31 protein-coding genes and 1 tRNA gene are annotated in these 26,359 nt (G+C 63.7%); 19 read left to right on the forward strand and 13 right to left on the reverse strand.

Annotated features, from left to right (window positions below):
- Positions 1-75 precede the first annotated feature (75 nt).
- The 6 genes from AM586_RS16065 to AM586_RS16090 all read left to right on the forward strand — a co-directional run bounded on the left by AM586_RS16065 (position 76) and on the right by AM586_RS16090 (position 6,076).
- Positions 76-1,251, forward strand: coding sequence for an AAA family ATPase (locus AM586_RS16065; protein WP_052234230.1), 1,176 nt, complete (start codon positions 76-78; stop codon positions 1,249-1,251).
- Between the two features lie 19 nt (positions 1,252-1,270).
- Positions 1,271-2,614, forward strand: coding sequence for a CpaF family protein (locus AM586_RS16070; RefSeq protein WP_052234229.1), 1,344 nt, complete (start codon positions 1,271-1,273; stop codon positions 2,612-2,614).
- Between the two features lie 19 nt (positions 2,615-2,633).
- Positions 2,634-3,611: a type II secretion system F family protein gene (locus AM586_RS16075; protein ID WP_052234228.1), complete on the forward strand. Its 978-nt coding sequence runs from the start codon at positions 2,634-2,636 to the stop codon at positions 3,609-3,611.
- A 10-nt stretch (positions 3,612-3,621) separates the two neighbouring features.
- Complete coding sequence (locus AM586_RS16080) at positions 3,622-4,557, forward strand: type II secretion system F family protein (RefSeq protein ID WP_052234227.1); 936 nt, start codon at positions 3,622-3,624, stop codon at positions 4,555-4,557.
- Between the two features lie 17 nt (positions 4,558-4,574).
- Positions 4,575-5,660 (forward strand): LytR C-terminal domain-containing protein, encoded by a 1,086-nt coding sequence (locus AM586_RS16085; protein ID WP_082439366.1) that lies wholly within the window; start codon positions 4,575-4,577, stop codon positions 5,658-5,660.
- Between the two features lie 89 nt (positions 5,661-5,749).
- The gene (locus tag AM586_RS16090) at positions 5,750-6,076 is read left to right on the forward strand and encodes a BON domain-containing protein (protein ID WP_052234225.1); all 327 of its coding nucleotides are present in this window, start codon (positions 5,750-5,752) and stop codon (positions 6,074-6,076) included.
- 63 nt (positions 6,077-6,139) lie between these two features.
- Here the strand turns inward: AM586_RS16090 and AM586_RS16095 are convergent, their stop codons facing one another.
- The 8 genes from AM586_RS16095 to petA form a co-directional block, all read right to left on the reverse strand.
- Positions 6,140-6,913, reverse strand: coding sequence for a GIN domain-containing protein (locus AM586_RS16095; protein WP_052234224.1), 774 nt, complete (start codon positions 6,911-6,913; stop codon positions 6,140-6,142).
- 173 nt (positions 6,914-7,086) lie between these two features.
- The gene (locus tag AM586_RS16100) at positions 7,087-8,052 is read right to left on the reverse strand and encodes a phosphatase PAP2 family protein (RefSeq protein ID WP_060566612.1); all 966 of its coding nucleotides are present in this window, start codon (positions 8,050-8,052) and stop codon (positions 7,087-7,089) included.
- Positions 8,053-8,355: 303 nt separating this feature from the next.
- A tRNA-Thr gene (locus AM586_RS16105) sits at positions 8,356-8,431 on the reverse strand.
- Between the two features lie 21 nt (positions 8,432-8,452).
- On the reverse strand, positions 8,453-8,950 hold the full coding sequence (locus tag AM586_RS16110; protein WP_052234389.1) for a ClpXP protease specificity-enhancing factor: 498 nt from the start codon (positions 8,948-8,950) through the stop codon (positions 8,453-8,455).
- A 144-nt stretch (positions 8,951-9,094) separates the two neighbouring features.
- Positions 9,095-9,706 (reverse strand): glutathione S-transferase N-terminal domain-containing protein, encoded by a 612-nt coding sequence (locus AM586_RS16115; protein WP_052234221.1) that lies wholly within the window; start codon positions 9,704-9,706, stop codon positions 9,095-9,097.
- Positions 9,707-9,797: 91 nt separating this feature from the next.
- On the reverse strand, positions 9,798-10,559 hold the full coding sequence (locus tag AM586_RS16120) for a cytochrome c1 (protein ID WP_052234220.1): 762 nt from the start codon (positions 10,557-10,559) through the stop codon (positions 9,798-9,800).
- Between the two features lie 20 nt (positions 10,560-10,579).
- The gene (locus AM586_RS16125) at positions 10,580-11,989 is read right to left on the reverse strand and encodes a cytochrome bc complex cytochrome b subunit (protein ID WP_052234219.1); all 1,410 of its coding nucleotides are present in this window, start codon (positions 11,987-11,989) and stop codon (positions 10,580-10,582) included.
- A gap of 1 nt (position 11,990) precedes the next feature.
- Positions 11,991-12,605 (reverse strand): ubiquinol-cytochrome c reductase iron-sulfur subunit, encoded by a 615-nt coding sequence (petA, locus tag AM586_RS16130; RefSeq protein WP_052234218.1) that lies wholly within the window; start codon positions 12,603-12,605, stop codon positions 11,991-11,993.
- A gap of 254 nt (positions 12,606-12,859) precedes the next feature.
- Here petA and mscL point away from each other — a divergent pair, with 254 nt between their 5' ends.
- Genes mscL through AM586_RS16150 form a run of 4 tightly spaced genes read left to right on the forward strand, consistent with a single transcriptional unit; the run spans position 12,860 to position 15,572 of the window.
- Positions 12,860-13,288: a large conductance mechanosensitive channel protein MscL gene (gene mscL / locus AM586_RS16135; protein ID WP_052234217.1), complete on the forward strand. Its 429-nt coding sequence runs from the start codon at positions 12,860-12,862 to the stop codon at positions 13,286-13,288.
- 9 nt (positions 13,289-13,297) lie between these two features.
- Positions 13,298-14,458 carry a Do family serine endopeptidase gene (locus tag AM586_RS16140; protein WP_052234216.1) on the forward strand — a complete coding sequence of 387 codons (1,161 nt, stop codon included), beginning with the start codon at positions 13,298-13,300 and terminating at the stop codon, positions 14,456-14,458.
- 22 nt (positions 14,459-14,480) lie between these two features.
- A complete protein-coding gene (locus AM586_RS16145) occupies positions 14,481-15,173 on the forward strand; it encodes a DUF2461 domain-containing protein (RefSeq protein WP_052234215.1) in 693 nt (230 codons plus the stop codon).
- Between the two features lie 15 nt (positions 15,174-15,188).
- Positions 15,189-15,572: a cupin domain-containing protein gene (locus AM586_RS16150; RefSeq protein WP_052234214.1), complete on the forward strand. Its 384-nt coding sequence runs from the start codon at positions 15,189-15,191 to the stop codon at positions 15,570-15,572.
- Between the two features lie 3 nt (positions 15,573-15,575).
- Here the strand turns inward: AM586_RS16150 and AM586_RS16155 are convergent, their stop codons facing one another.
- The 5 genes from AM586_RS16155 to AM586_RS16175 form a co-directional block, all read right to left on the reverse strand.
- On the reverse strand, positions 15,576-16,613 hold the full coding sequence (locus tag AM586_RS16155; protein WP_373887946.1) for an NAD(P)H-dependent glycerol-3-phosphate dehydrogenase: 1,038 nt from the start codon (positions 16,611-16,613) through the stop codon (positions 15,576-15,578).
- Positions 16,614-16,626: 13 nt separating this feature from the next.
- A complete protein-coding gene (locus AM586_RS16160; protein ID WP_052234212.1) occupies positions 16,627-17,082 on the reverse strand; it encodes an SH3 domain-containing protein in 456 nt (151 codons plus the stop codon).
- Between the two features lie 101 nt (positions 17,083-17,183).
- Positions 17,184-17,657 (reverse strand): protein-export chaperone SecB, encoded by a 474-nt coding sequence (gene secB / locus AM586_RS16165; protein ID WP_052234211.1) that lies wholly within the window; start codon positions 17,655-17,657, stop codon positions 17,184-17,186.
- Between the two features lie 158 nt (positions 17,658-17,815).
- On the reverse strand, positions 17,816-18,085 hold the full coding sequence (gene grxC / locus AM586_RS16170) for a glutaredoxin 3 (protein WP_052234210.1): 270 nt from the start codon (positions 18,083-18,085) through the stop codon (positions 17,816-17,818).
- Positions 18,086-18,104: 19 nt separating this feature from the next.
- Positions 18,105-18,509 carry a rhodanese-like domain-containing protein gene (locus AM586_RS16175; RefSeq protein ID WP_052234209.1) on the reverse strand — a complete coding sequence of 135 codons (405 nt, stop codon included), beginning with the start codon at positions 18,507-18,509 and terminating at the stop codon, positions 18,105-18,107.
- Between the two features lie 91 nt (positions 18,510-18,600).
- Between AM586_RS16175 and gpmA the strand changes: the two genes are divergently transcribed.
- The 9 genes from gpmA to gspK all read left to right on the forward strand — a co-directional run bounded on the left by gpmA (position 18,601) and on the right by gspK (position 26,349).
- A complete protein-coding gene (gene gpmA / locus AM586_RS16180; RefSeq protein WP_052234208.1) occupies positions 18,601-19,347 on the forward strand; it encodes a 2,3-diphosphoglycerate-dependent phosphoglycerate mutase in 747 nt (248 codons plus the stop codon).
- A 15-nt stretch (positions 19,348-19,362) separates the two neighbouring features.
- Complete coding sequence (locus tag AM586_RS16185; RefSeq protein WP_082439367.1) at positions 19,363-20,793, forward strand: murein hydrolase activator EnvC; 1,431 nt, start codon at positions 19,363-19,365, stop codon at positions 20,791-20,793.
- 8 nt (positions 20,794-20,801) lie between these two features.
- Entirely contained in the window at positions 20,802-22,280 is a 1,479-nt protein-coding gene (locus tag AM586_RS16190; RefSeq protein WP_052234207.1) for a S41 family peptidase, read from the forward strand.
- 23 nt (positions 22,281-22,303) lie between these two features.
- Entirely contained in the window at positions 22,304-23,068 is a 765-nt protein-coding gene (locus tag AM586_RS16195; protein ID WP_052234387.1) for a molybdopterin-synthase adenylyltransferase MoeB, read from the forward strand.
- A 126-nt stretch (positions 23,069-23,194) separates the two neighbouring features.
- Positions 23,195-23,650, forward strand: coding sequence for a type II secretion system major pseudopilin GspG (gene gspG, locus AM586_RS16200; RefSeq protein WP_269467308.1), 456 nt, complete (start codon positions 23,195-23,197; stop codon positions 23,648-23,650).
- Between the two features lie 47 nt (positions 23,651-23,697).
- Entirely contained in the window at positions 23,698-24,195 is a 498-nt protein-coding gene (gene gspH / locus AM586_RS16205) for a type II secretion system minor pseudopilin GspH (RefSeq protein WP_052234206.1), read from the forward strand.
- A gap of 8 nt (positions 24,196-24,203) precedes the next feature.
- Positions 24,204-24,581, forward strand: a complete 378-nt coding sequence (gspI, locus tag AM586_RS16210; RefSeq protein ID WP_082439368.1) for a type II secretion system minor pseudopilin GspI — start codon at positions 24,204-24,206, stop codon at positions 24,579-24,581.
- Positions 24,578-25,264 (forward strand): type II secretion system protein J, encoded by a 687-nt coding sequence (locus tag AM586_RS16215; RefSeq protein ID WP_052234204.1) that lies wholly within the window; start codon positions 24,578-24,580, stop codon positions 25,262-25,264. The genes gspI and AM586_RS16215 overlap by 4 nt, the downstream gene beginning before the upstream one ends.
- Complete coding sequence (gene gspK / locus AM586_RS16220; RefSeq protein WP_082439369.1) at positions 25,261-26,349, forward strand: type II secretion system minor pseudopilin GspK; 1,089 nt, start codon at positions 25,261-25,263, stop codon at positions 26,347-26,349. The genes AM586_RS16215 and gspK overlap by 4 nt, the downstream gene beginning before the upstream one ends.
- The last annotated feature ends 10 nt before the right edge of the window (positions 26,350-26,359 follow it).

Raw genomic sequence — 26,359 nt, forward strand, 5'->3', positions numbered from 1 at the left:
TGCCGCCCTGGCTTGAGCACATCGCCCTGTCCCAACCCAACATGGACCCGACCGAATGCCGTTCCGAGGACCCCAATGAAAGCCCTCCTGATCAGCCGCGACACACAACTCTACGCGGAGATCGCTTCCCAAGGCGCGGCACGCGTACCGCCGTTGAATGTGTGCGCCAGCCGCGCCAGCCTGCGCGATGCGCTCGACCGTCCGCTGGCTGAAGCCCCCGCCCTGGTCATCGTCGACACCAGCGAAGCCGATACCGCCGACGGTGACCTGCTCGAACGCCTGACCCGCCATTACGCAGCAGCGCACTTCATGCTGCTGACCGACAACCATCATCCGGAGCTTCTGATCCGCGCCATGCGCGCCGGCGTGCGCGAGGTGCTGCCGCTGCCGCTGGTACACCGGGCGCTGCACGAAGCGATCGATCGCGTCGCCTCCAGTACCGGCAGCGCGTCGACGCGCGACGGCAAAGTCCTCGCCTTCATCGCCTGCAAGGGCGGCAGCGGTGCGACCTTCATTTCGACCAACTTCGGCTATGCACTGGCGACCCTGGCCGATAAAAAAGTCCTGCTGATCGACCTGAACCGCCAGTTCGGCGACGCCACGCTGTACGTGTCGGACCAGAAGCCGGCCATGACGCTGTCGGACGTCTGCCGGCAGATCGCGCGCATCGATGGCCCGTTCCTCGAATCATGCCTGGTGCATGTGGCGCCCGGATTCGGCGTGCTGGCCGCAGCCGATGACCCGGGCCAGACGAGCGAGTCCAAGCCCGAGCACATCGATACCATCCTGCGCGTCGCGCGCCAGCACTATGACTTCATCCTGCTCGACGTCGGCCGCCAGATCGACGCGGTCTCGCTGCGCGCGCTGGACAGCACCGATGCGATCTACCCCGTGCTGCAGCTGGCATTGCCCGATATCCGGGATGCCCGCCGCCTGCTCGACATCTTCCGCTCGCTCGGCTACGTCACCGACCACATCCGACTGATCGTCAACCGCTACGAGAAAGGCGGCCGGCTCCGCCTGCAGGACCTGCACGCGGCGCTCGGCGCGGAAGTACTGCATACCGTCCCCAACGATTACGTCGCCGTCACCGATTCGGTCAACCAGGGTATCCCGGTCCTGCAGCTGTCGCGCGGCAGCGCAGCCGCGCGCAGCCTGGCCGATCTGGTCGAGGTGATCACGGCGCGCCGCGTCACCGAGACCAAGGGCCTGTTCGATCGCCTGTTCGGACGCGGCGAAGGTGATGATTAATTCCTGAAGGAGCAGCCCCATGTCTCTGCGTGAACGTTTATCGGGAACCGACGAGGACCGCCATTACCAGGCCTTTCCCGAGGTGGCCCAGCAAGCCTACCAGGAGCTGAAGAAGGCGATGCTCCAGATGATCCTCGACCGGATCGACCTGGAGCGACTGAAGCGCCTGACCAGCGAGCAGTTCAAGCACGAACTGGCCCTGCTGGTCCAGCGCATCGTCGAGGAAGAACGCATCGTATTGAACCAGCAGGAGCGGCACCACCTGGTGCTGGACATCCAGCACGAAATGCTCGGCTTCGGTCCGATCGAGCCGCTGCTGAACGACCCGACCATCTCCGACATCCTGATCAACACGTTCAACAAGGTGTACGTCGAGCGGCGCGGGCGCCTGGAGCTGACCGACGTAAGCTTCCACGATAACGCGCACCTGATGAAGATCATCGAGAAGATCGTCTCGCGGATGGGGCGCCGCGTCGACGAGTCCAGTCCGATGGTCGATGCGCGCCTGCCGGACGGTTCGCGTGTGAATGCGATCATCCCGCCGCTTGCGGTCGACGGCCCGCTGGTGTCGATCCGGCGCTTCGGCGCGACACCGCTCACGGTGCAGAACCTGCTCGACCTGAAGAGCGTCACGCCGCCGATGATCAAGGTGCTGGAAAGCCTGGGACTGGCGAAAGTGAACATTCTGATCTCCGGCGGTACCGGCAGCGGCAAGACGACGCTGCTGAACCTGATCTCCGGCTTCATCCCCGGCAATGAGCGGATCGTAACGATCGAGGATGCGGCCGAACTGCAGCTGCGCCAGCCGCACGTGGTGCGCCTGGAGACACGCCCGCCCAACATCGAAGGCAAAGGTGAGGTCACGCAGCGCGCCCTGGTGCGCAACTCGCTGCGCATGCGCCCCGACCGCATCATCCTGGGCGAGGTGCGTGGTCCGGAAGCGCTGGACATGCTGCAGGCCATGAACACCGGTCACGAGGGCTCGCTCGCGACGATCCATGCGAATACGCCGCGCGATGCGCTCGCACGCCTGGAGAACATGGTCGGCATGGCCGCCGTGGCCCAGCCCCCACGCGCGATCCGCCAGCAGATCTGCTCGGCCATCACCGTGATCCTGCAGGCATCCCGCCTTACCGACGGCACGCGCAAACTGGTGAGCATGCAGGAAATCACCGGCATGGAAGGCGACATCATTTCGATGCAGGAGATCTTCCGCTTCGAGCAGACCGGGGTCGATGCTGATGGCAAGGTGCAGGGCCATTTTTGCGCGACCGGCGTGCGTCCGCGTTTTGCCGACCGCCTGAAGATGTTCGGCGCGCCGGTGCCAGAGGACACCTTCGATCCGGACCGGATCTTTACCTAGGCCGTTCGCGGAGCCGCACATGGACACTCTTTTCTACGGTTTTGCCGTCTTCCTGTTCGCCGCCGTGATCCTCGGCATCGAGGGCGTGTACCTCTGGTGGATGAACTCCCATGGCGCTGCGGCCCAGCGTGTAGCGCGGCGCCTGCAGATGATGTCGGGAGGCCCGGGTCGTTCCAGCGAGCGCATCTCCATCCTCAAGCAGCGCCGCTTCAGCCGGCACGACGTCGTCGACCAGGTGCTGCACCGCATCGCCCTCGTGCACCGCCTCGACCGGCTATTGGTACAGTCCGGCATGAAATGGACGGTCGGACAATTCCTTACGTGGACCGGCGTGATGCTCCTTGCCGCCGCCCTGATCGTCTTGCGATGGCCGATTCCGCTGCCGGTGCGCTTCGGCATGATATTCCTGTTCGCCCTCACGCCCCTGTTCCTGGTGCGGCGGGTGCGTGCACGGCGCCTGACCACCATTGAAGAGCAGTTGCCGGACGCGGCCGACTTCATCGCGCGCGCGCTGCGCGCAGGACATTCCTTCACCAATGTTCTGCAAATCGTCGGCAACGAACTGCCGGAGCCCCTCAGCAGCGAGTTCCGTATCGCCCGCGAGGAAATCAACTATGGGGTGCCGATGAGCGAAGCGCTGCACAACATGGCCGCCCGGATCCCGCTGACTGACCTGCGCTACCTGATCATCGCCGTGCTGATCCAGCGCGAGAGCGGCGGCAACCTTGCTGAAATCCTCGGCAATATCAGCCACATCATTCGCGGCCGGCTCAAGCTTGCCGCCCAGGTAAGGGTCTTGTCGGCGGAAGGGCGCATGTCGGCCCGGATCCTGCTGCTGCTGCCGTTTGCCGTCTCCGCCATGCTGTTCGTGGTCAATCCCACCTATGTCAAGATCTTGTGGACCGATCCGTCCGGCATCAGGCTGGTCTGGTATGCGCTGGCGATGATCCTCGTCGGTGTGATCTGGCTGCGCAGGGTAGTTCGTATCCGGATCTAAGGAGCCAACGATGACTAGCGCACAGCTGTTTTTCCTGCTGATCGTCTTCGCGGTCGCCTGCGGGCTCGTGTGGCTCGGCATGGCCTTGTTCGCGCCCGGCGCGCTGCGCGAACGCCTCGCGAATTTCATGAACCGCTCGGAGGAGAACAAGGACGGCATCGGCTGGATCGAGCGTGTGGCGCGCGTGGCGCGGCCGCTCACCAAGCTGTCGATCCCGGAAGAGGGCTGGGAAAAGTCGGCGCTGCGCACGCGGTTCATGAATGCCGGCTGGCGCAACCCGGCCGCGCCGACGCTGTTCTTTGCGTCGAAAAGCGCACTTGCGCTGGCGCTGCCCGCCATCGTGGGCATCGGGCTGGCCTTTGTGCCTGCGCCGCTCGTCAAGGCCAAGCTGTTGTTCCTGCTGCTGCTTGCGGCTACCTGCGGCTATTACCTGCCAAACGGCGTCCTGCACCACATCGTGCGGCGCCGCAAGCGGGAAATCTTCGAGACCATTCCCGACGCGCTCGATCTGCTCACCGTCTGCGTAGAAGCCGGGCTGAGCCTGGAACGCGGCCTGGTCAAGGTCGCCGCCGAAATCCACATCAAAAGCGTGACGCTGGCCCAGGAACTGCAGCTGGTATTGATGGAGATGCGTACTGGCTTCAGCAAGGAAAAGGCATTGCGCAATTTTGCGCTGCGCATCGGCCTGGACGACGTCGATTCACTGGTCGCGATGCTGATCCAATCCGAACGCTTCGGCACCAGCGTCGGCGACGCCTTGCGCGTGTATTCGGAAAACCTGCGCGGCAAGCGGCGCATCCTGGCCGAAGAGGCTGCGGCCAAAATCGGCCTGAAGATGCTGTTCCCGCTCATTTTCTGCATTTTCCCGACTCTCATGATGGTGCTGCTCGGCCCAGCCGGCATCCAGATTACGCGCACCTTCAGGAATGTCCTGGGCGCTCATTGATTCTTGTGGAGACTGTCATGCGATCGCGAATCCTCTTCCGTACCTTGCCACTCCTGTGCAGCGGCGTCATGCTGCTGGCTTGCAGCAGCCCGCCCCAGCGCCAGGAAGCATCCACCGCGCTGTCCGCGGCCAACGACAGCTATCTGCGCGGCCGCAATGCGCATCTGGCACGGCGTTACGGCGACGCGATCGCGGCGTACCAGGAGGCGCTGCGGGTCGACGATGCGCACGTGAATGCCAGGAATGGCCTGGCCATCGCCTACGCTGAACAGCGCGATTTTGCGAAGGCGATTCCGATCTGGCGCGAACTGACCCGCGGTGCGACGATGTCGTCCGGTCCGGCGATCGCCTTCTTGTTCGGCAACCTTGGCTATGCTTATTTCCTCAACGGAAACTACGACGACGCCCTGGTGGCGCTGGAAAAGGCCTGCCTGCTCGATCCGCTCAATCCCCGGAACTGGCAGTACCTGAGCGAGACCTTGCAGCAGCTCGGCCAGCAAGAGCGTGCGCAACAGATGTTGCGCCAGGCGAATGCCCTGCGCGAGCACGATTTCCGCTCCGATTACACGGCGGCGAACGGAGGCGCCAGGGTGCCGGCGATCGAGCAGGCGCTCAAGACCGGCCCACGCCAGGATCGGGACTGGGCCTTCATGGAGGTGACCACCAAGGCCAACGGCATGCTCGAACTGCGCCGTGTCGTCCCTTCCCGGTTGTCGCCGCCGGCCGCACCGCCAAAGCCCGAGAGGGCGCCGGCGCTCCCTCCGGTCACCGTCGTCGCGCTCGAGATCAGCAACGGCAACGGACGCCAGGGCCTGGCGCGGATGATGTCGCGCCAGCTGCACGACGCGGGCCTGAAAGTGGTGCGCCTGACCAACGAGAAAGGATTCGCAGTGCGCCAGACCCGCATCGAATACCAGCCGGCCTTTCGCGGCGCGGCCGAACGGCTGGCCGAGCGCTTCGGCGGCGCCAGGCCGGTCGAGGTCAATATGAGCGGGCGTGCGAATGTGCGGCTGGTGATCGGTCACGACCTGTCGGCCGGATCGATCGCCAGCCGTTCAAGCGTTTCGCCGCCGGGCCAGGCGAGCGGAGCCGGCGCCCCCTGAGGGGCAGTGCTGTTTTTGCAACAGTATCGAGCGCCAGGCTGAGCCGAAATTGGGAATAATAAAAATCTCAATAACTCGGGAGAACTGCCATGGCTTTTACTCGTCGTTTCCAGATCGCTCTGGTTCAATCCGTCATCGCTGGCGCCCTGCTGGTCTCGGCCGTCGGTTGCGCTCCGACTCCCACCCGTGAAGGCACCGGTGAATATATCGATGACTCGATGATCACCGGCAAAGTCAAAGCTGCCTTCGCCGCCGACCCGACCGTCAAGGCGACCCAGGTGCAGGTCGAAACGTTCAAGGGTACGGTTCAACTGAGCGGCTTCGTCGATTCGCGCGAAAGCGCCCAGCGCGCCGTCGAACTGGCGCGCGGCGTGAAGGGCGTGAAATCCGTGAAGAACGACACGGTGATCCGCTAAGCCTGTTATCAAGCGGCCGGCACGGCGGCCCAGCCGCGCGCCGGCCGCTGCCGCTGCTACCCCTTACTGCCAGCTCACCTTGCCGAACCCGTTGGTGGTCGCGTTGCGCGTCGCCGGCTTGCCGTAGACGGTGGCCGAGCCCATGCCGTTCAGGCTGACGTTGGCCGCGGTCCTGGCGAACACGCTGGCGCCACCCAGGCCCGACATATCCAGGTCGACCGTATCGGCGCGCAATTGCTGCGCGTCGAGGCTGCCGACCCCGCCCAAGTGGGCGCGCAGCACCTTGGTCTGGCCGCTCACGCTGATGTGACCGGCGCCGCCCAGTTTCAGCTCGATGCGGTCGGCCTGGCCCGACGTATTGAGGGTGAGGCCGCCAACGCCGCCCAGGTGGGCATCGATGTCGCGGTACTGGCCGCTGACCTTCACGGCGCCAGCGCCATCGAGCGACACGACCAGCCGATCGCCACTGAAGCCCGATACCTCGCTCGAGCCCACGCCTTCGGAGACGAATTCCTGCAGGTTCGGCACCGTGAGCTCGGCACGCACTTCGTTCTTGTTGTTCCCGAAGCGCATATCGTTATTGCTTTCGGTATCGATCATGAGGGTATCGCCGCGCTGGGTCGTCGTGATCTTCGAGACATAACGGCGATCGCCCGACACCACCAGCGACGCCGTCGGCCCCTGACGCACGTTCAGGCGAATCACGCCACCCAGGTGAACCTTCGAGACCTTGGCATCGACCGGGCGGTTTTCGCGCACGATGTCGTCCGCCCAGGCGGCGTGTGCGCCCAGCGAGAAAGCGGTGGCCAGGAATGCGGTGCCGAGCAGTTTGTTCATGACATATTCTCCAGAGGTGGGCTGATGGCTTCACTATAGGCCTGTGCGCTGTGGGGAAATGGCGGATTGCGACAGACTGCAGCATCGGCGGGATGAAGCGCAAAATCCCTTTGAAAATCCGATCCGTGGAAAGCGTCAGCCTGCGTCGAGCTGATCCGACCGGTGCACTGCTGTCAGGCCACACAACGTGAGAATCGTATGGTCGTCTTCGCACACGCGATGCAAAACCATGCCATCCCGATCGCGGCAACGCCGTCGAGGGCATAGTGCCAGGCCAGCACGAGAGTCGAAAGCCAGATAAGTCCGGCGCACGGGATCGCGCACCACAACATTGGCCGCCAATGGCGCATGACGAACCACGTCGCCATCGCCGTTAAGGCGACGTGAAGGCTCGGCATTGCCATGGTTCCGTAAAACAGGCCGTTTTGCGGTATTTTCCCCGATTGGTAGCTTCCCAACATGTCCTGCAAATATTTGCTGACCGAACCTTCCAGATAGCCGAATAGTTCCGGGCGATAGTATTGCGGCCCTGCGACAGGAAAAGCCATGGCAATGAAGGTAGTGCAGTAAAAGGACAGTACGATTGCTATCGCGAAGGTCATATAACTTTCAGTGCGATCCTGCTTAACCAAGGCTGCCATCACGAATAAGATATACACCCACATCATGTGATAGACCGTTTCCCAAAATTTCAAGGGAAGAAAATTTGAGGAAATAATGGTGCGAAATAGTGGCTCTTCGATGTTCCACAAAATCCGGTCTTGCCAAACCAGTGTATGGGAACGATATATTTCGATGAGGTTGGCATTCCCGTTGATCGAAAAAATGACAAGCGCCATCACGCCGCTTCCCGTCAGCATCGCCGATTTCATCGGTAAACTGTTCCAGAGCGCAACGACATCCACCTGCTTGGAGCCTTTGTCCACAAAGGACTTTACCGACCTGACTGAGTCCAGCAAAAACAGCAGGGACATTATTAGTAGAAAACAGGTAAGAAAAGATATTGCCGAATATATCTGAGCGGCAGTGATGATTCCTATGGATAATTGCCCGGCACAGACCGCCGACAAGCTTGTGAAAATAGTCCCGAGTAAGGCGAGAGGCATTGCTGCACGAACGAAATTCTTCATTGCGCTCATAAAATTCCTTTCCGATAAGTCGAAAAATAGAAATTGACGAGACTTGCAAGAATCAGGTCATCAGGTCGACTGACGGTAAGCGGTGAATCTATTCAAATGGCATCGGGTCGGGCATCATGCGCCGGATCGATTGTAGAGAGATTCGAAAATGGGAGAAAGGATTTTTTGCTCACGCTCAAATTTCAGATGAAACAAGCGAGTGAGCAACAGCAGAGTTTCGATACGGCCCAAGGCGGCGCAATTCTTCGACGCCCGGAAAGCAAAAAGCCCAACCATGAAGGCTGGGCTAAGTGCTTGAATTATTGGTGCCGGCTGCAGGACTCGAACCCGCCACCTGATGATTACAAATCAACTGCTCTACCTGATGAGCTAAGCCGGCAATGTGGCCAGAATTATACCTCTATTTGATCCTGGTCAACGTCGGGCGGCCACCTTTTTTAGGTGGCTCGTTGTTGTCGTCGGGCAGATGCGACACTTCGGAAGCTGGCGCGCTCGAGGTTTTGCCGGGAACGGCGGACAAGCCGGGGGCGCTGGCCGCCTCGGGAGCGGGGATGGGCGCTGGGAGCGGGGCCATCTCGGCGGCGGTGGTGCTGACGTCGAAGGCCATGCCCTGGCCGTTTTCGTTGGCGTAGATCGCCAGCACGTTCTGCACCGGAATGTAGAGTTCGCGCGAAACGCCGTTGAAGCGCGCTCGGAAGGTGATTGCGTCGTTGTCCATCTTCAGCCCGGAGGTGGCGCCGTAGCTGATGTTGAGGATGATTTCGCCCTTCTTCACGTATTCCATCGGAACCGTGGTCGCGGCGTCGACCTTGACCGCCAGGTAAGGCGTGTAGCCGCTGTCCGTGCACCATTCATAGATGGCGCGCAGTAGATATGGCTTGGTGGAGATGTCTGGCATTTTGTAGATCAAATTGCATCAAGTTGTTACACGCCAGTGTAATCCGATTCGCCGCAAGGCGTCGAAAATTGGCGTGCAACAGTGTCCGGGGGCGCCGGACCGGTAGACCGGCGCCGGACGAAGCGCGAGTGCGTCTGCTTGCGCTTAGCGGCGCATTACTTTCTCGGACGGCGTCAGCGCTTCGATGTAGGCAGGACGCGAGAAGATGCGTTCGGCGTACTTCATCAGCGGCGCGGCGGTCTTCGACAGCTCGATGCCGTAGTGGTCCAGGCGCCACAGCAGCGGCGCGATGGCGACGTCCAGCATCGAGAACTCGTCGCCCAGCATGTACTTGTTCTTCAGGAACAGCGGGGCCAGGGTGGTCAGGCGGTCGCGGATTTCCGCGCGGGCCTTGTCGTGGCTCTTGTCGCCGACCTTGCTGCGCTCGTTCTCGAGCGTGTTCACGTGCACGAACAGCTCTTTTTCGAAGTTGAACAGCATCAGGCGGGCGCGGGCGCGCATCAGCGGATCGGCCGGCATCAGCTGCGGGTGCGGGAAGCGCTCGTCGATGTACTCGTTGATGATGTTCGATTCGTACAGGATCAGTTCGCGTTCGACCAGGATCGGCACCTGGCCGTACGGGTTCATCGTCGAGATGTCCTCGGGCTTGTTGAACAGGTCCACGTCGCGCACCTCGAAGTCCATGCCCTTTTCGAACAGGACCAGGCGGCAGCGCTGGGAGAACGGGCACGTGGTGCCAGAGTAGAGAACCATCATGGTTTATAGTTCCTTCAAGTAACAAAGGGGTGAAGCGCCGCGCGGCTCACCCCAGGATAATAATTGCCCGCATTATAACCGGGCAATCAAATCACTTTACGTCTTTCCAATAAGAAGCGTTCAATCTCCACGCAAGGAAAGCAAAAACAGCAAGGAACAGCAACACAATTGCACCCAGGCGCTTGCGCAGGTCCTGCGCCGGCTCCGCCATCCAGTTCATGTAGGCAACCAGGTCCGCCACCTGGGTGTCGAACTCCTGCTGGGTCAACTGGCCCTGGCTGACCTGTTCGAAGCCGGCGAACTTGTGCACTTTCTTGCCGTGCTCATGCGGATCCTCTTCCTCGACCATCTTGGCAGTGCGCACGCCTTGCAGCTGCCACAGGACGTGGGGCATGGCGACGTTCGGCACCACCATATTGTTCCAGCCGGTCGGGCGGGTATCGTCCTTGTAGAAAGTGCGCAGGTAGGTGTACAGGTAATCCGCACCCGAACCGGCGCCCGACGAGCGGGCGCGCGTGATCACCGACAGGTCCGGCGGCACCGCGCCGAACCAGGCTTTCGCATCCGCAGGGCGCATCGCGATCGTCATCATGTCGCCTACCTTCTCGCCGGAGAACAGCAGGTTGTTCTTGATCTGGTCTTCATTCAGGCCCAGATCCCGCAGGCGATTGTAGCGCATCGCTGACGCCGAATGGCAGTTCAGGCAGTAGTTGACGAACAGCTTGGCACCGTTTTGCAGCGACGCAATATCATTGCGCTCCGGCGCTCGATCCAGCGGGAAACTTCCCTCGTTCGCAAAGACGAATCCCGGCAGCAAGGCAAGGACCGCGAGTATCTTCTTCGAAAATTTCATGGTTGTCCTTTTCCTTTCGATCAATGCGGGGTGAAGGTCACGCGATTCGGCACGACCTTGAAGCGGCCGGCGGCGCTCCACCACGGCATCAGGAGGAAAAAGCTGAAGTAGATCAGGGTGCAGGCCTGGGCCATCAGCGTCGAGGACGGGGTCGGCGGCTGGGTGCCGAGGTAGCCCAGGGTCAGGAAGGCGACGGCGAACACGAGGTACACGTACTTGTGCCAGCTCGGGCGGTAACGGATCGACTTCACCGGCGAGTGGTCCAGCCATGGCAGCAGGGCCAGGATCACGACGGACGAGCCGAACAGCACCACGCCCCATACCTTCGCGTCCAGGAACAGCATGCCGATTTCCAGCACCACGGCGATCGCGGTAACGGCGAGCTTGGTCTTGTACGACAGGCGCGAACGCAGCCAGATGAATACGACGTAGGCGGCGACGCCGGCCATCACGACCCACATGAAGTCGGACGTCGTGGCGCGCAGCACCGAGTAGAAGGGCGTGAAGTACCAGGTCGGCGCGATGTGCGGCGGGGTCTTCATCGAATCGGCCGGCAGGAAGTTGTTGTATTCCAGGAAGTAGCCGCCCATCTCAGGCGCAAAGAAGATCACCGCGCTGTAGATGAACAGGAACACCGAGACGCCGAACAGGTCCTTGGTCGTGTAGTAGGGGTGCGACGGGATCATGTCGACGCCGTGACCGTCCGGGCCGAGGTTTTCCTTGACCTCGATGCCGTCCGGATTGTTCGAGCCGACTTCGTGCAGCGCGATCAGGTGCGCGGCCACCAGGCCCAGCAGGACCAGCGGGATCGCGATCACGTGGAAGGCGAAGAAGCGGTTCAGGGTCGCGTCGGACACCACGTAGTCGCCGCGGATCCACAGCGACAGGTCCGGGCCGATCAGCGGAATGGCGCTGAACAGGTTGACGATCACCTGGGCGCCCCAGTACGACATCTGGCCCCACGGCAGCAGGTAGCCGAAGAAGGCTTCCGCCATCAGGCACAGGAAGGTGGCAAAGCCGAACAGCCAGATCAGCTCGCGCGGCTTGCGGTAGGAACCGTACAGCAGCGCACGGGTCATGTGCAGGTAAACCACGATGAAGAACATCGAGGCGCCGGTCGAATGCATGTAGCGCACCAGCCAGCCCCACGGGACTTCGCGCATGATGTATTCGACCGAGCCGAACGCGAGGTTGGCGTCCGGCTTGTAGTGCATGGTCAGGAAGATGCCGGTGACGATCTGCAGCACTAGCACCAGCATGGCCAGCGAGCCGAAGATGTACCAGACGTTGAAGTTCTTCGGGGCGTAGTACTTGCCCCACTGATCGTTCCACAGCTTCGACAAGGGGAAGCGGTCGTCGATCCAGGCCAGCGCTTTCTGGCCCTTCGGCGCATTTGCCGGGAGTTTGGTTTCCTTGAACGCGGCGCCCATGTTATGCCTCGCCTTTCTCGTCTTTGCCGATCAGGATCTTGTTATCGGACAGGTACATGTAGGGAGGAACGTCGAGGTTGGCCGGCGCCGGCTTGTTCTTGAAGACGCGGCCGGCCAGGTCGAAGGTCGAACCGTGGCAGGGGCAGAGGAAGCCGCCGTGCCAGTCGTCCGGCAGGTTCGGCTGCGGGCCTTCGGCAAAGCGGGAAGAGGGCGAACAGCCCAGGTGCGAGCAGATGCCGACCGCGACCAGCACTTCCTTGTGCTCGGCGCGCGAACGGGTCTCGTTCTTGGCGTACTCAGGCGTCTCCATCTGGTACGGTTTTTCGGACTTCGGATCGGCGACCAGACTGTCGTTCTTCGGCAGGCTCGCCAGCATTTCCGGGGTACGGCGCAAGACCCAGACCGGTTTGCCGCGCCATTCCACCACTTTCATTTCGCCCGGCTTGACGTCGGAGATATCCACCTCGACCGGCGCGCCAGCCGCTTTCGCTCGTTCCGAAGGCTGGAAAGTACTTACCAGAACTCCGGCCGTTGAAACACCGACAACGCCACCCGCCGCGCATGTAGCCACGAGCAAGCCTCGCCGGCCTGTATCGACCTGCTTCTCATTACTCATACCAACTCCATTCGTCAAATGCGAAATGCTGCAATGCAATAGATTGCAATTAGGTAAAAACCTTTATTGCAACAGTCGATTATATGTGAACAGTTTTACAAATTAAAGAAAAAACGTTCTTGCGGTCATGATGCCTTCCAAATGTGCATTTTCACCTTTCCCTTGGAGCCGCATTGGAACTCACTCTCGACAGGATCGGACCCGCTTTCAGGTATCATCCTGATAGATATGTAAAAACAACAAGGAGTTCCAAAATGGCGATGATGGAAGAGTTCAAAAAATTTGCGATGAAGGGGAATGTCGTCGACCTGGCCGTTGGCGTGATCATCGGCGGAGCTTTTGGACGCATCGTCGATTCGCTGGTGAAAGACGTGATCATGCCGCCGGTTGGCATGCTGTTCGGCAACCTGAACTTCGCCGACTATTACATTCCCCTGAACCACCAGCCGTATGGCTTGTCGCTGGCGGAAGCCCAGAAAGGCGGTGCGGTACTGGCCTACGGTAACTTCCTGACCATCCTGCTGAACTTCCTGATCCTCGCCTTCATCATCTTCCAGATGGTGCGTTTGATGAACCGTTTGCGCAACGGGTTCCAGCGCAAGCAGGAAGAAGAAGTCGTGGTCGTGGCGCCCGAAGAGGTCCTGCTGCTGCGCGAGATCCGCGACGCCCTGAAAAACAGATAAGCTCCAACCATGCGCCGTACCTGGCTCCTGTTCGCGCAGACCGTCACGATCGCCCTCGGCATCTACGCCGTGATCGCGACCCTGCGCCCGGAATGGTTCGGGTCGATCCGGACAGGGGCGCCTGTCCAGGTGGGTGTCGGCGGCGCCGGCCGTGCGGTGCCGGTGCTGCAGGCGCCCGGAGCGCCGGCCCCGGGCAGTTACCGCGAAGCGGCCGGGCGCGCGATGCCGGCCGTCGTCAACATCCTGACCAGCAAGGCCCTGCGCGAAGCGCATCCGCTGCTGAAGGACCCGTTTTTTCGCCGCTTCTTCGGCGACAAGATGCCGCCGCAGGAACAGATGGCCAGTCTCGGTTCGGGCGTGATCGTCAGCGCCGACGGCTACATCCTCACCAACTACCACGTGGTCGAAGGCGCCGACGAGATCGAGGTCGGGCTGGCCGATGGCCGCAAGGCTGCCGCCAGCATCGTCGGCACCGACCCGGAGACGGATCTCGCCGTGATCCGCATCAAGGCGAATAAACTGCCGGTGATCGTGCTGGGCGACCCGAACGAAGCGCGGGTGGGCGACGTGGTGCTGGCGATCGGTAACCCCTTCGGCGTCGGCCAGACCGTCACCCTCGGCATCATCTCCGCCCTGGGGCGCAACAACCTGCACATCAACCACTTCGAGAATTTCATCCAGACCGACGCCGCGATCAACTTCGGCAACTCGGGCGGCGCCCTGGTCGACACCCGCGGCAATCTGCTCGGGATCAATTCGGCGATCTATTCGCAGACCGGCGGCTCGGTCGGCATCGGCTTCGCCATCCCCGTCTCGACCGCCAAGACCGTACTCGACTCCATCATCAAGCATGGCCAGGTGGTGCGCGGCTGGATCGGGATCGAATCCCAGGACATCACGCCCGAACTGGCCGACAGCTTCGGCCTCGCGCGCGACAGCGGCGCCATCATCGCCGGCGTGGTGCGCAACGGCCCGGCCGACCGCGCCGGCATGCGCCCGGGCGACATCCTGCTGTCGGTGGACGGCAAGAAGGTCTCCAGCACCAACGACATGCTGAACTTGATCGCCGCCCTGCCGCCGGGCGGCAAATCGAAAATGACGGTGATGCGCAAGAACCGGCAGTCCACGCTCGACGTGACGGTCGGCCGCCGCCCGCGCCAGACTCCTTAACCAAGACAACCCGCCACAACCCATGCACCTGCGCGACCTCACGCAATTCCTCGCCGAGCTCAAGGACAACAACAACCGCCCCTGGTTCCTCTGGAACAAACCGCGCTACGACATCCTGCGCGTCGAATTCATCGAGACGCTGACGGAGCTGATCCGGGAAGTCGCGAAGTTCGACCGCCAGGTGGCGGCCTGCGACCCGAAGAAGGCGGCGTTCCGCTTCCAGCGCGATACCCGCTTCTCGCACGACAAGACCCCGTATAAAACGCATTTTTCGGCCGGGATCGCGCCGGGTGACAAGCGCCGGCCCAGCGAAGCCGGTGGCCCGACCTATTACTTTCACATCGAAGCCGACGGCACCCTGCAGTTCGGCGCCGGCGAATACCTGCCGCCGGCGGCGCGCCTGAAGGCGATCCGGGAACACGTGGTCAACGATGCGACAGGGTTCGGCAAAATGTTGAAGAATAAACATCTGCGCGAGACCTACGGCGACCTGACGACGGAAGACAAATTGCAGCGTCCGCCAAAAGGCTTCGACCCGGACCATCCGCTGGTCGAATACCTGAAGCTCAAGAGCTATTTCGTCTGGATCGAGGTGAAACTCGACGTCAACGCCCCGGAAAAACTGGTGCCCCAGCTCGCGCAAGGATTCAAGGACGCCACCGCGCTGGTGAACTGGCTGCGTGGCGTGCCGCAGACGTTTGAAGAGATAGCGTAAAAAGGAGAGAACACCATGGCCTTGCAACATGCACGATCCGGCGAATGCATCGCGCTCGAACGCGGTGAAGACGACATCGCGAATTTCACCTCGATCGCGCTGATCAAGACCGACCACATGGAGTTGATCCGTCTGGTGCTGCCGAAGGAAAAGCCGATGCCCGAGCACTGGGTCGAGGGAGAGATGACGCTGCTGTGCCTGGAGGGAGAAATCGCCTTCGACGCCCATGGCCGTACCACGATCCTGCGCCCGAACGAACTGGTCTACCTGGCCGGCGGCGAACCACACGCGATCCGCGCCAACCAGGATGCGGTGGCCCTGATGACCATTTTGCTGCATCCGGGCGACAACAGCGGCGGCCCGACGCGCCGCGACACGCAAGCCACGTCGGACACCTGAGCCTTACGCCAGTTCGTTACGCGGATCCCGCGCCAATAACTGGTCCACGGTTTCCTGCACCGAGGCGCCATCGAACAGCACGCCGGCCACCGCATTGGTGATCGGCATGTCCACGCCGAGCCTGGCCGCCAGTTCGCGCACGGCCTTCGCGCACGGCACGCCTTCAGCCACGTGGCCGAGTTCCTTGACGATGGTGTCGAGCGCCTTGCCCTGGGCCAGCGCCAGGCCGACGCGGCGGTTGCGCGACAGGTCGCCGGTGCAGGTCAGGATCAGGTCGCCCATCCCGGTCAGGCCCATGAAGGTGCCGGGCTGGGCGCCGAGCGTGGTGCCGAGGCGGGTGATCTCGGCCAGGCCGCGCGTGATCAGGGCCGCGCGCGCGTTCAGGCCCAGGCCCAGGCCGTCGGCCGCGCCGGTGGCGATGGCGAGGATGTTCTTCACTGCGCCGCCGACTTCCACGCCGACCAGGTCATCGCAGGCATACACGCGCACGCTGCCGCCATGCACCAGCGCGACCACGCGCTCGCGCAGTTCGGCCGAGCTGGACGCTACCGTCAGCCCGCAGGGCAGGCCGCGCGCCACTTCCTGGGCGAAGGAGGGGCCGGACAGGGCTGCGCCGGGGATCGTATCGCCGAGCACTTCGCGCACCACCTGGTGCGGCAGCAGGCCGGTGCCGTATTCGAAGCCCTTGCACAGCCAGACGATGTTCGGGATCGCCCGGCCCTTCAGCCGTTCGAGCAGCGGGCGCAGGCCGGCTACCGGGCAGGCCGCGATCAGGAGCGGCGTGGTCCCGGCCGGCGCTTCGGCGACGTGGGCGATGGCGGCCTCGAAGTCGGCCGACACGCGTAGTGCCTCGGGCAGCGGATGGCCGGGCAGGTAAGTAAGGTTGTCGCGCGCCGCGTCGGTGGCGGCCATCTGTTCCGGGTTGCGGCCCCAGAGCAGGACGTCATGGCGGGCGGCCAGCGCGATCGCGACCGCCGTGCCCCAGGCGCCGGCGCCAAGGACAGTGATGGGTTGGGGGTGTTTGTCTTCTTGCATGGGCATGGGAATGAGGGACTCAGATGCCCCAGATGTCGGACGCCCTGATATAGCCGCTGATGCCGTCGCGGTGGCGCACGCGCAACCACGGGCCGGCTTCCGGATCGACCAGTTCCAGCAGGACGTTCTTGTCGGCCGTCATCAGGACGGCGGCATTGTCTTCCGGCGCGGCACGTACCCGTGCCCCGGCCACGCGCACGATCACATTGCGCCTGGCCGACAGGTTTTTGGACTCGGTCCAGGCCAGGTCGCCGGACGCATCGCGCACCTTGACCCAGTCGCCATAGCTGAGCATGACCTCGACCGGCATGCCGCTCGGGGCGATGAACAGCTTGCCGCCCTTGGCGGACGGGGCGTCGTACAGGATCGCGGGACGCGCGCCCACCGTTTTGAAGTCGAACGCCAGAGCGCTGCAGGAGGCCAGCAACAGGATGCTGCCTGCGATGAGACGTGGACGGATGCAAGTGGTGCGCATGACAGGCCTTTGGGAAAACGACACGCGCCAAAAGGCAGAAAGGAAAGTACAGCAAGGCACTCCGGCCCGTCCGCAGCGGACCGGCCGGAACGCCCGGGGTATTACTGGTTGGCGGCCGGGGTGCCGGCTGCGCCAGCCTGCTCGGCCAGTGCCTGGCGACGCTGCTGGTAGAACACTTCGAAGTTGATTTCAGCCAGGTGCACAGGCGGGAAGCCGGCACGGGTGATGAAATCGGCGATGTTGCTACGCAGGTAAGGATAGATGATGTTCGGGCAGCCGATGCCCAGCAGCGGATCCATCTGGTCAGCCGGGATGTTGCGGGCTTCGAAGATGCCGGCCTGCTTGCCTTCAACCAGGAAGGCGACCTTGTCCTTGACCTTGGCGGTCACGGTGATGGTCACGGTCGATTCGTAGATGCCATCGGCGATTCCTTCGGCGCCGACGTCCAGCGAGACCTCGATGGTCGGGGCTTCCTGCTCGAGGAAGATTGCCGGGGAATTCGGTTGTTCCAGCGACATATCTTTCAGATAGATACGCTGGATTTGGAACACGGGTTGCAGGTTTTCGTCAGCCATGGAACGCTTTCGTTAATTATGTAAAGGGCAAGTCTCGCCCGTGCTTGAATGTCAAGGCGTCGGCAATTGTATCAAAACCAATTCGGTTTCAATAGGATTGCCGGCCGCCCTGGCGCGGAGTGGCACTGCCTTGGCATTTCCCTGGCATCAGGCCTGTCTCAGGCCGCTTCGCCCTTCAGCAGCGGGTCCAGGCGGCCGGCCTGGTCGAGTGCGTACAGGTCGTCAAAGCCGCCGACGTGGGTATCGCCCACATAGATCTGCGGCACGGTACGGCGGCCGGTGCGCTGCATCATGATGGCGCGCTGCTCCGGGTCAAGGTCGACGCGGATGCGCTCGATGTCGGTCACGCCCTTGGCTTCCAGCAGGCGCTCGGCGCGCACGCAGTAGGGGCAGCTTGCAGTGTGATAGAGAACGACGTGGGCAGTCATAAGCAATCCTTTGGAACGATTATTTGATGAGGGGCAGGCCGGCGGCCGACCAGGCCGCAACGCCGCCATCCAGCGTGTAGACGTCCTCGAAGCCGGCCGCCTTGATCTGGCGCGCCGCCTTGTCCGCGCGGGCGCCGCTCTGGCATACCACGATCACGGTCTTGGTTTTCGACTTGTCCAACTCGCCGATACGATTGCCCAAGTCTGCCAGCGGAATGTTTTTTGCGTCGCGCAGGTGGCCGGCCGCGAACTCGTCGCTGCCGCGCACGTCGACGATGGCCGTGGCTTTGCCGCGGTTCATCATCTGGGTCGCCTGCAGGGGCGTGGCGCGGCGGCCGCGCGGCGCGAGCGCCGGCCACAACAGGGCTGCGCCGGAAATCACGGCGATCGCAACAACGAAGATATGGTCTAGGATGAATTTCACGAAGTTTCCGTCGGTTGAACTGAATTGAATCGTCGCATTATAAAATAGAAGCTGAATCCGTATTCCTTCCAACTTTTTTCCAAAAAGCCTTATGTACAAAATCGTATTCATGCGCCACGGCGAGTCCACCTGGAATCTCGAAAACCGTTTCACCGGCTGGACCGACGTCGACCTCACGGAAAAGGGCGTGGGCGAGGCCAAGACCGCCGGCCGCCTGCTGCGCGAAGCTGGCTTCACCTTCGATCTTGCCTATACCTCGGTATTGAAGCGCGCGATCCGCACCCTGTGGCTGGCCATGGACGAGATGGATATGATGTGGCTGCCGGTCAAGAACGACTGGCGCCTGAACGAGCGCCACTACGGCGCCCTGCAGGGTCTGGACAAGGGCGAGACCGCCGCCAAGTTCGGCGACGAGCAGGTGCTGGTCTGGCGCCGCAGCTACGACACCCCGCCGCCGGCGCTGGAAGAGAACGACCCGCGCACCTCTTTCGCCGATCCGCGTTACGCCGGCCTGGACAAGGGACAGATCCCGCTGACCGAATGCCTGAAGGACACCGTGGCGCGCGTGATGCCGGCCTGGGACGAGGAAATCGCCCCGGCCATCCGCGCCGGCAAGAAGATCCTGATCTCGGCCCACGGCAACAGCCTGCGCGCCCTGATCAAGATGCTCGACAACATCAGCGACAGCGACATCGTCGGCCTCAACATCCCGAACGGCACTCCGCTGGTGTATGAGCTGGACGAGAACCTGAAGCCGATCCGCCATTACTACCTGGGCGACCAGGACGCGATCGCAGCCGCGATGGCCGCCGTGGCCAACCAAGGGAAGGCAAAGTAAATCTTGCGTCTTCCAATGAAGTCCGCCGCCAGCACGCTGCTGTGCGGCCTGCTGGCGTGCGCGCTTGCGTTCGCCCCCGGCGACACGCAGGCGGGACGCAGCCGTCCCACCGAGCGCAGCAAGCAGAAGGCCCAGGCCGAGGCCGAGCGCGCCGGCATCCAGCAAAAGCTGAATGCGCTGAAGAAGGACATCAGCCGCACCGAGAGCGAAAAGGACGATGCGGCCGACGAGCTGGCCGATTCGGAAGAGGCGATCTCGGACGCCAACCGCTCGCTGCGCGAACTGGCCGGCGAGCAGGCCGCCACCAACGCCAAGCTGCAAGACCTGGGCACCCAGCAGGAGCGGCTGACCCGGACCATCGCGACCCAGAAGCAGCAGCTGTCCAGGATGCTGCGCGAACACTATGTCGCGGGTAACGAGGACCGCATCAAGCTGCTGCTGTCGGGCGACAATCCGAACCGCATCAACCGCGACCTGCAGATGATGGCCTATGTGTCGCAGGCCCAGGCCAAGCTGCTGACTTCGCTGCGCAGCAACCTGGCGGCGGTCGAGGCGAACCAGGCCGACACGCAAAACGCCAAGGACGAGCTCGAAGAAATCGCCCAGGAGCAGCGTGACCAGAAGGCGCTGCTGGAAAAAGAGAAAGCCAGGCACGCTTCCCTGGTGGCCAGCCTGTCGAGCAAGCTGGTGTCCCAGCGCAAGCAGGCCAGCAAACTGGAGCAGGACGAACAGCGCATGAGCGGCCTGGTCGACCGCCTGACCCGCCTGATCCGCGAACAGGAAATCGCCGCTGCGGCCGAGCGCAAGCGCCAGCAGGAACTGGCCGCCGCGCGCGCCAAGGCCGCGGCCGAAGCGAGGGCGCGCGCGCTGGCCCGCGCCAAGGAACAACAGGCCGAGCGCGAGCGCCTGGCGCGCGAAGCGGCCAAGCACGGCAAGCCGTACAAACCGCCTGCGCCGGTCAAGGAAGAAGAGCCGCAGGTGGCCGAGCAGCCGGCCGAGAAACCGGCGCCGAGGTCGGCCGACACCGCGCTCGCCGCCGATCTCCCGAGCGGCGCCTTCGAGAGCCTGCGCGGCCGCCTGGCCACGCCGGTCGCCGGCACCGTCGCCGCCCGCTTCGGCGCCAAGCGCGCCGACGGCCCGGCCTGGCGTGGCGTGTTCATCAAGGCGCCGGAAGGCACCGACGTGCGCGCGGTCGGCCCGGGCCGCGTCGTGTATGCAAAATGGATGCGCGGCTGGGGCAATATGATCATTGTCAACCATGGCGGCGAATACCTGTCGATCTACGGTTTCAACGAAACCCTGCTGAAGCACGAGGGCGACGCGGTCAAGGCCGGCGACGTCATCGCGAGTGCGGGCAGCACCGGCGGCAACGGCGAATCGGGGCTATACTTTGAACTCAGACATATGGGCAAACCGATCGATCCGGCCGGCTGGGTCAAATTCTAGGAACGGCAATGGGCAACAAACTCAAGAATCTCGGTCTGGTCGGCATCGGCATGGTTGCCGGTGTCGCGGCCTCGTTCCAGTTCTCGGCGATGGCGCAGAAGGATGTCGAAGCGCCGCTGCCGCTGGATGAGCTGCGCCAGCTGGCCGACGTCTACGGCCTGATCAAGAGCGACTACGTGGAGCCGGTATCGGACAAGAAGCTGCTGTCCGACGCGATCGCCGGCATGGTGTCCTCGCTCGATCCGCACTCGGTCTACCTCGACGAAAAGGATTTCGCCGAGATGCGTGAATCGGTGCAGGGCAAGTTCGTCGGCGTCGGCGTCGAGGTCGCGATGGAAGACGGCTACGTCAAGATCGTCTCGCCGATCGAGGACACGCCCGCCTTCCGCGCCGGCATCAAGGCCGGCGACCTGATCACCCGCATCGACAATGTGCCGGTCAAGGGCCTGACCCTGGACGAGGCCATTTCGAAAATGCGCGGCGAGCCGCACAGCAAGGTCATGCTGACCATTGCGCGGCGCGGCGCCGAGACCCCGTGGGTGGTGCCGGTCGAGCGCGACGAGATCCGCGTGGCGAGCGTCAAGGCCAAACTGGTCGAGCCGGGCTATGCCTGGCTGCGGATCAGCCAGTTCCAGGAAGAGACCGTCGACGAGCTGGCCGAGAAGGTCAAGGGGCTGTATGCCCAGAACCCGAACATCAAGGGCCTGGTGCTGGACCTGCGCAACGACCCGGGCGGCCTGCTGCAGAGCGCGATCGGGGTGTCGAGCGCCTTCCTGCCGCAGAACGAGGCGATCGTCTCCACCAAGGGCCAGCTGGCCGAGTTCAACACCACGTATTACGGCCGGCGCGACTTCTATGCGACGAAACCGGGCGCCGACCCGCTGGCGAAGCTGCCGGCCGCGCTGAAGACGGTGCCGATGGTGGTGCTGGTCAACACCGGCTCGGCCTCGGCCTCCGAGATCGTCGCCGGCGCCCTGCAGGACTACAAGCGCGCCATCGTGATGGGCAGCCAGACCTTCGGCAAGGGCTCGGTGCAGACCCTGCGCCAGCTCACCGAGAACACCGCCGTCAAGCTGACCACGGCGCGCTACTACACGCCGAAGGGCCGCTCGATCCAGGCGCGCGGCATCGTCCCCGACCTGAAGGTCGACGAGACCCCGGAAGGCGACGGCCTGAACGCGCTGCGCGTGCGCGAAGCCGACCTCGACCATCACCTGTCGAACGAAGGCGAGATCAAGGCGAATGCCGTCAGCGCCAAGCGTGACGAGCTCGAGGAAGAGCAGCGCGCGCTGGCCATGCTGAAAAATGCCGCGCCGCCCGAGTTCGGCGGCAAGGACGACTTCCAGCTGAGCCAGGCCATCAACCACTTCAAGGGCTTGCCGGTCAAGCTGGCCAAGGCCGACCCGGCCGACGACGCGCCGGCCCCGGCCAAGCTGCCGGGCACCGAGACGAAGCCGCCTGAAGTGAAGGGCAGCCCGAAGAAGTGAGTTTGCCCGAGACTGCGGCCGGCATGGACGACCGCCAATTGTTGCGCTACTCGCGCCATATCCTGCTCGACGAGGTCGGCATCGAAGGGCAGCAGCGGGTGCTGGGCGCGCGCGTCCTGATCATCGGCGCCGGTGGACTCGGTTCGCCGGCGGCGCTCTACCTGGCCGCCAGCGGCGCCGGCCGCATCACCCTGGTCGACGATGACGTGGTCGATCTCACCAACCTGCAGCGCCAGGTCATGCACACGACGGCCCGGATCGGCCAGCCCAAGGTCGAGTCCGGTCGCGAAGCGTTGATGCAGATCAACCCCGAGATCGAGGTCGTCGCCCTCCGCGAGCGCGCCAGCGGCGAACGCCTGCGGGAACTGGTGGCCGACAGCGATGTCGTACTCGACTGCAGCGACAACTTCGCCACCCGCCAGGCAGTCAACCGCGCCTGCGTGGCGGCGCGCGTGCCGCTGGTGGCCGGCGCCGTGATCCGCTTCGACGGCCAGCTGTCGGTGTTCGACGTACGCGACCCCGCTTCTCCCTGCTACGCCTGCCTGTTCCCCGCCGACAGCCGCTTCGAGGATGTGGCCTGCAGCAGCATGGGCGTATTCGCGCCGCTGGTCGGCGTGATCGGCGCCGCGCAGGCGGCCGAGGCCCTCAAGCTGCTGGCCGGCTGCGGCCGTCCGCTGGTCGGGCGCCTCCTGATGCTCGACGGCCGCGGCATGGAATGGACCGAAGTGCAGGTCGGGCGCAACCCCTGCTGCCCGGTCTGCCATGAGCGGGAACGGCAGCGCGGATAGCCATCCCGACAAGAAGTGCAGCGGCGTTTCTCCTGGCTTACAATTGGAAAGTGTTCCGGGTGACGGTTTAAGCTCATTCGGCCTTATACTAGTTCGATTCTTCCGACCACCATCCATCATTACTCTATGCAGAACATTCCGTATCGCATGTCGCAGCGGCGCCGCCAGGGCGGTTTCACCCTCGTCGAGATCATGGTCGTCGTGGTCATCATCGGCATTCTCGGCATGCTGGTCGTGCCCAAGCTGCTGGGCCGTACCGGCGAGGCGCGCGTTACCGCCGCCCGGACCGACATCGCGACCCTGATGCAGGCGCTCAAGCTGTACAAGCTGGACAACCAGCGCTACCCGACCACCGAGCAGGGCCTGCAGGCGCTGGTCCAGAAGCCGACCACCGGCCCGGCCGCCAACGGCTGGAAAGAAGGCGGCTATGTCGAGAAGCTGCCGAAGGACCCGTGGGGCAATAATTACCAGTACCTGTCGCCGGGCCTGCATGGCGAGGTCGACGTGTTCTCGCTGGGCGCGGACGGCCAGCCCGGCGGCGCCGGCGAAGATGCCGACGTCGGTTCCTGGGAAGGCAAATAAGCAAGGCTGATCCATCGGCCCGCCAGCACTGAGGAGAATCCATCCCGATGACCAGACACGTGCGCGGACGGGCTGCCCGGCCCGCCTCGGCGGCCAAGGGCTTCACCCTGGTGGAGATCATGGTCGTGATGGTCATCATCGGCATCACGCTGGGAATGGCGTCGCTCAACGCGATTCCGAGTCCGCACCAGGACCTGCAGAAAGAGGCCCAGCGCCTGACCCTGCTGCTGCAGCTGGCGCGCGACGAGGCGATCGTGCGCAACCGCCTGGTCACCTTCGAAGCGACGCCCGAGCGCTACCACTTCCTGGTCCGCAACGAGACGCGCTGGGACCTGATCACCGGCGACGACCTGCTGCGCGAGCGCGAATTCAAGAACGGCCCGCTGACCCTGCTGCTCGACCCGGCCAGCGCCGGCACCCTCAATCCGCTGCGCATCACCTTCGGCCGGGAGCCGGTCGACAAGCCCTTCGTCCTGATCCTGGCCACCGGCGGCAACCGGGTCGCCATCCGCGCCGACGGCATCGGCCACTTCACGGTCGAATGAACGCTGCCATGAAGATATCCCGCTCCCGTGGCTTTACCCTGCTCGAAGTGCTGGTGGCACTGGTCATCGTCGGCACCGCGCTCGGCGCCGGCCTGCGCGCGGTCGGCAGCCTGACCGCCAACAGCAGCGGGCTGCGGACCTCGATGATGGCGACCTGGTCGGCCGAGAACCGGCTCGTGCAGATCCGCCTGGGCAAGGAATTCCCGGAGATCGGCAAGCGCGGCTTCGACTGCCCGCAGGGCGACCTGCACCTGGTCTGCCAGGAAGAAGTGTTCGCCAGCCCGAACCCGCGTTTGCGCCGCGTCGAAGTCTCCGTTTTCGACATCGAAAACCCGAACCGGCGCATCGTCAAGCTGGTCCAACTCGTGCTGAGGCCGCGTCTATGAAGCGTCTACGGCAGCGTGGCTTCACCCTGGTCGAACTGCTGGTCGCGATCAGCATCCTCGCGATCGTGGCCGTGCTCGGCTGGCGCGGGCTGGACGGCATCATCCGCGCGCGCGTGGCGCTCACCAATCAGATGGAAACCACGCGTGGCATGCAGCTGGCTTTCGCCCAGATGCAGAGCGACTGCGAGCACATCGCCGGACGCGACGTGCTCGAGCGTCGCCCTTATCTGCTGACGGGCACCGACCGCTTCACGATGGTGCGCGAGGTGTTCACCGAAAACCAGCCCTCGCGGCTGCAGGTGGTGGCTTACCGGATCATCAACGGCACCCTGGTGCGGCGCGAGTCGCCGGCCGTGCGCGACCTGGCCCAGCTCGACGGCCTGTGGCAGGCCGCAGTCAGCGACACCGACACCAGCGGCGCCGTCACGCTGCAGTCCGGGGTCACCGGGATGCAGGTGCTGACCTGGGAGAACCGCGCCTGGCGCCAGGCCACCAGCGCCGCGACCGCAGGCAACGCCCAGGCAACGCAACAGACGCAGCAGGCGCAGCAGACTGAGCAGGCCCAGCAGGCCCAGCAGGATTCGAATACCGTGCCGCTGCCGCCGACCGGCATGCAGGTGGCGCTGCAAGTGCAGGGACAGGAAGTACCGATGACCAAGTCTTTCCTGCTGGGGGAACCATGAGACGGCCACGACTGCGGGGCGTGCGCGAACGCGGCGTCGCCGTCATCACCGCACTGCTGCTGACGACGCTGGCGATTTCCATCGTCGCCAGCCTGTTCTGGCAGCAACAGGTACAGGTGCGCTCGATGGAGAACCAGCGCCTGCACCTGCAGACCAAGTGGATCCTGCGCGGCGCCCTCGACTGGGCCAGCCTGGTGCTGTTCCAGGACGGCCTCGATCACATGCAATATACGTCGCTCGACCAGGTCTGGGCCACCCCGCTGGCGGAAACCCGGCTCGACCAGTACATCGAACGCGAACGGGTCGCGGGAGAAAATTTCGATGCGACCTTGTCCGGCAACATAATTGACGCTTGCTCGCGCTACAATCTGCGCAATCTGGCCGACAAAGGGCAGGTGAATCCGGAGCAGATGGAAGTGTTCGGCCGCCTGCTGCGCAACCTGCAGATGGACCAGCAGCTGGCGGGGCGGGCCGCCGCCTTCGTCGCCGCCGGCCAGCCGCTGGAAGCGCCGACCCCGGAGGGCGGCGCGGCGAGCGGCGAGAACGGCGCCGGTACGGGAACGGGAACAACGACGGGCGGTACGGGAACGGGAACGGGAACGGGAACGGGAACGACGACCGGCAGCCGGACCCTGCCGAGCGTCAGCCGCAGCAGCGTGGCCGGCTCGCCGATGAAGTTCCTGGCGGTGGACGACCTGCTGACGGTGCCGGGCTTTACGCCGGCGATGGTCGAGCGCCTGCGGCCGTTCGTGATCGTGCTGCCGGACGTGACGCCGGTGAACGTCAACACGGCGCCGGCCGAGGTGCTGGCGTCCCTGATGCCGAACATGTCGGTGTCGGAAGCGAATTCGCTGGTCGTGCGGCGGCAGCGCGCGGCCTGGCGGGGGATCGAATTTTTTGCGATGGACGTCGGAGACAGCAGGCCGATCACGCCGAACGCCGCGGGCGTGCGGAGCGACTGGTTCCTGGTAAACAGCCGGATCCGCCTGGACCGCGCCGCCCTGGATGCCGAGGCGCTGATCCACCGCTATCCGACGCTGATTGCCGGCGGCGGCACCAAGGTGGAGTGGATCCGCCAGTACTAAAAAAGAGCGC

The organism is Massilia sp. WG5 (genome assembly GCF_001412595.2).
GTDB lineage: Bacteria > Pseudomonadota > Gammaproteobacteria > Burkholderiales > Burkholderiaceae_D > Telluria.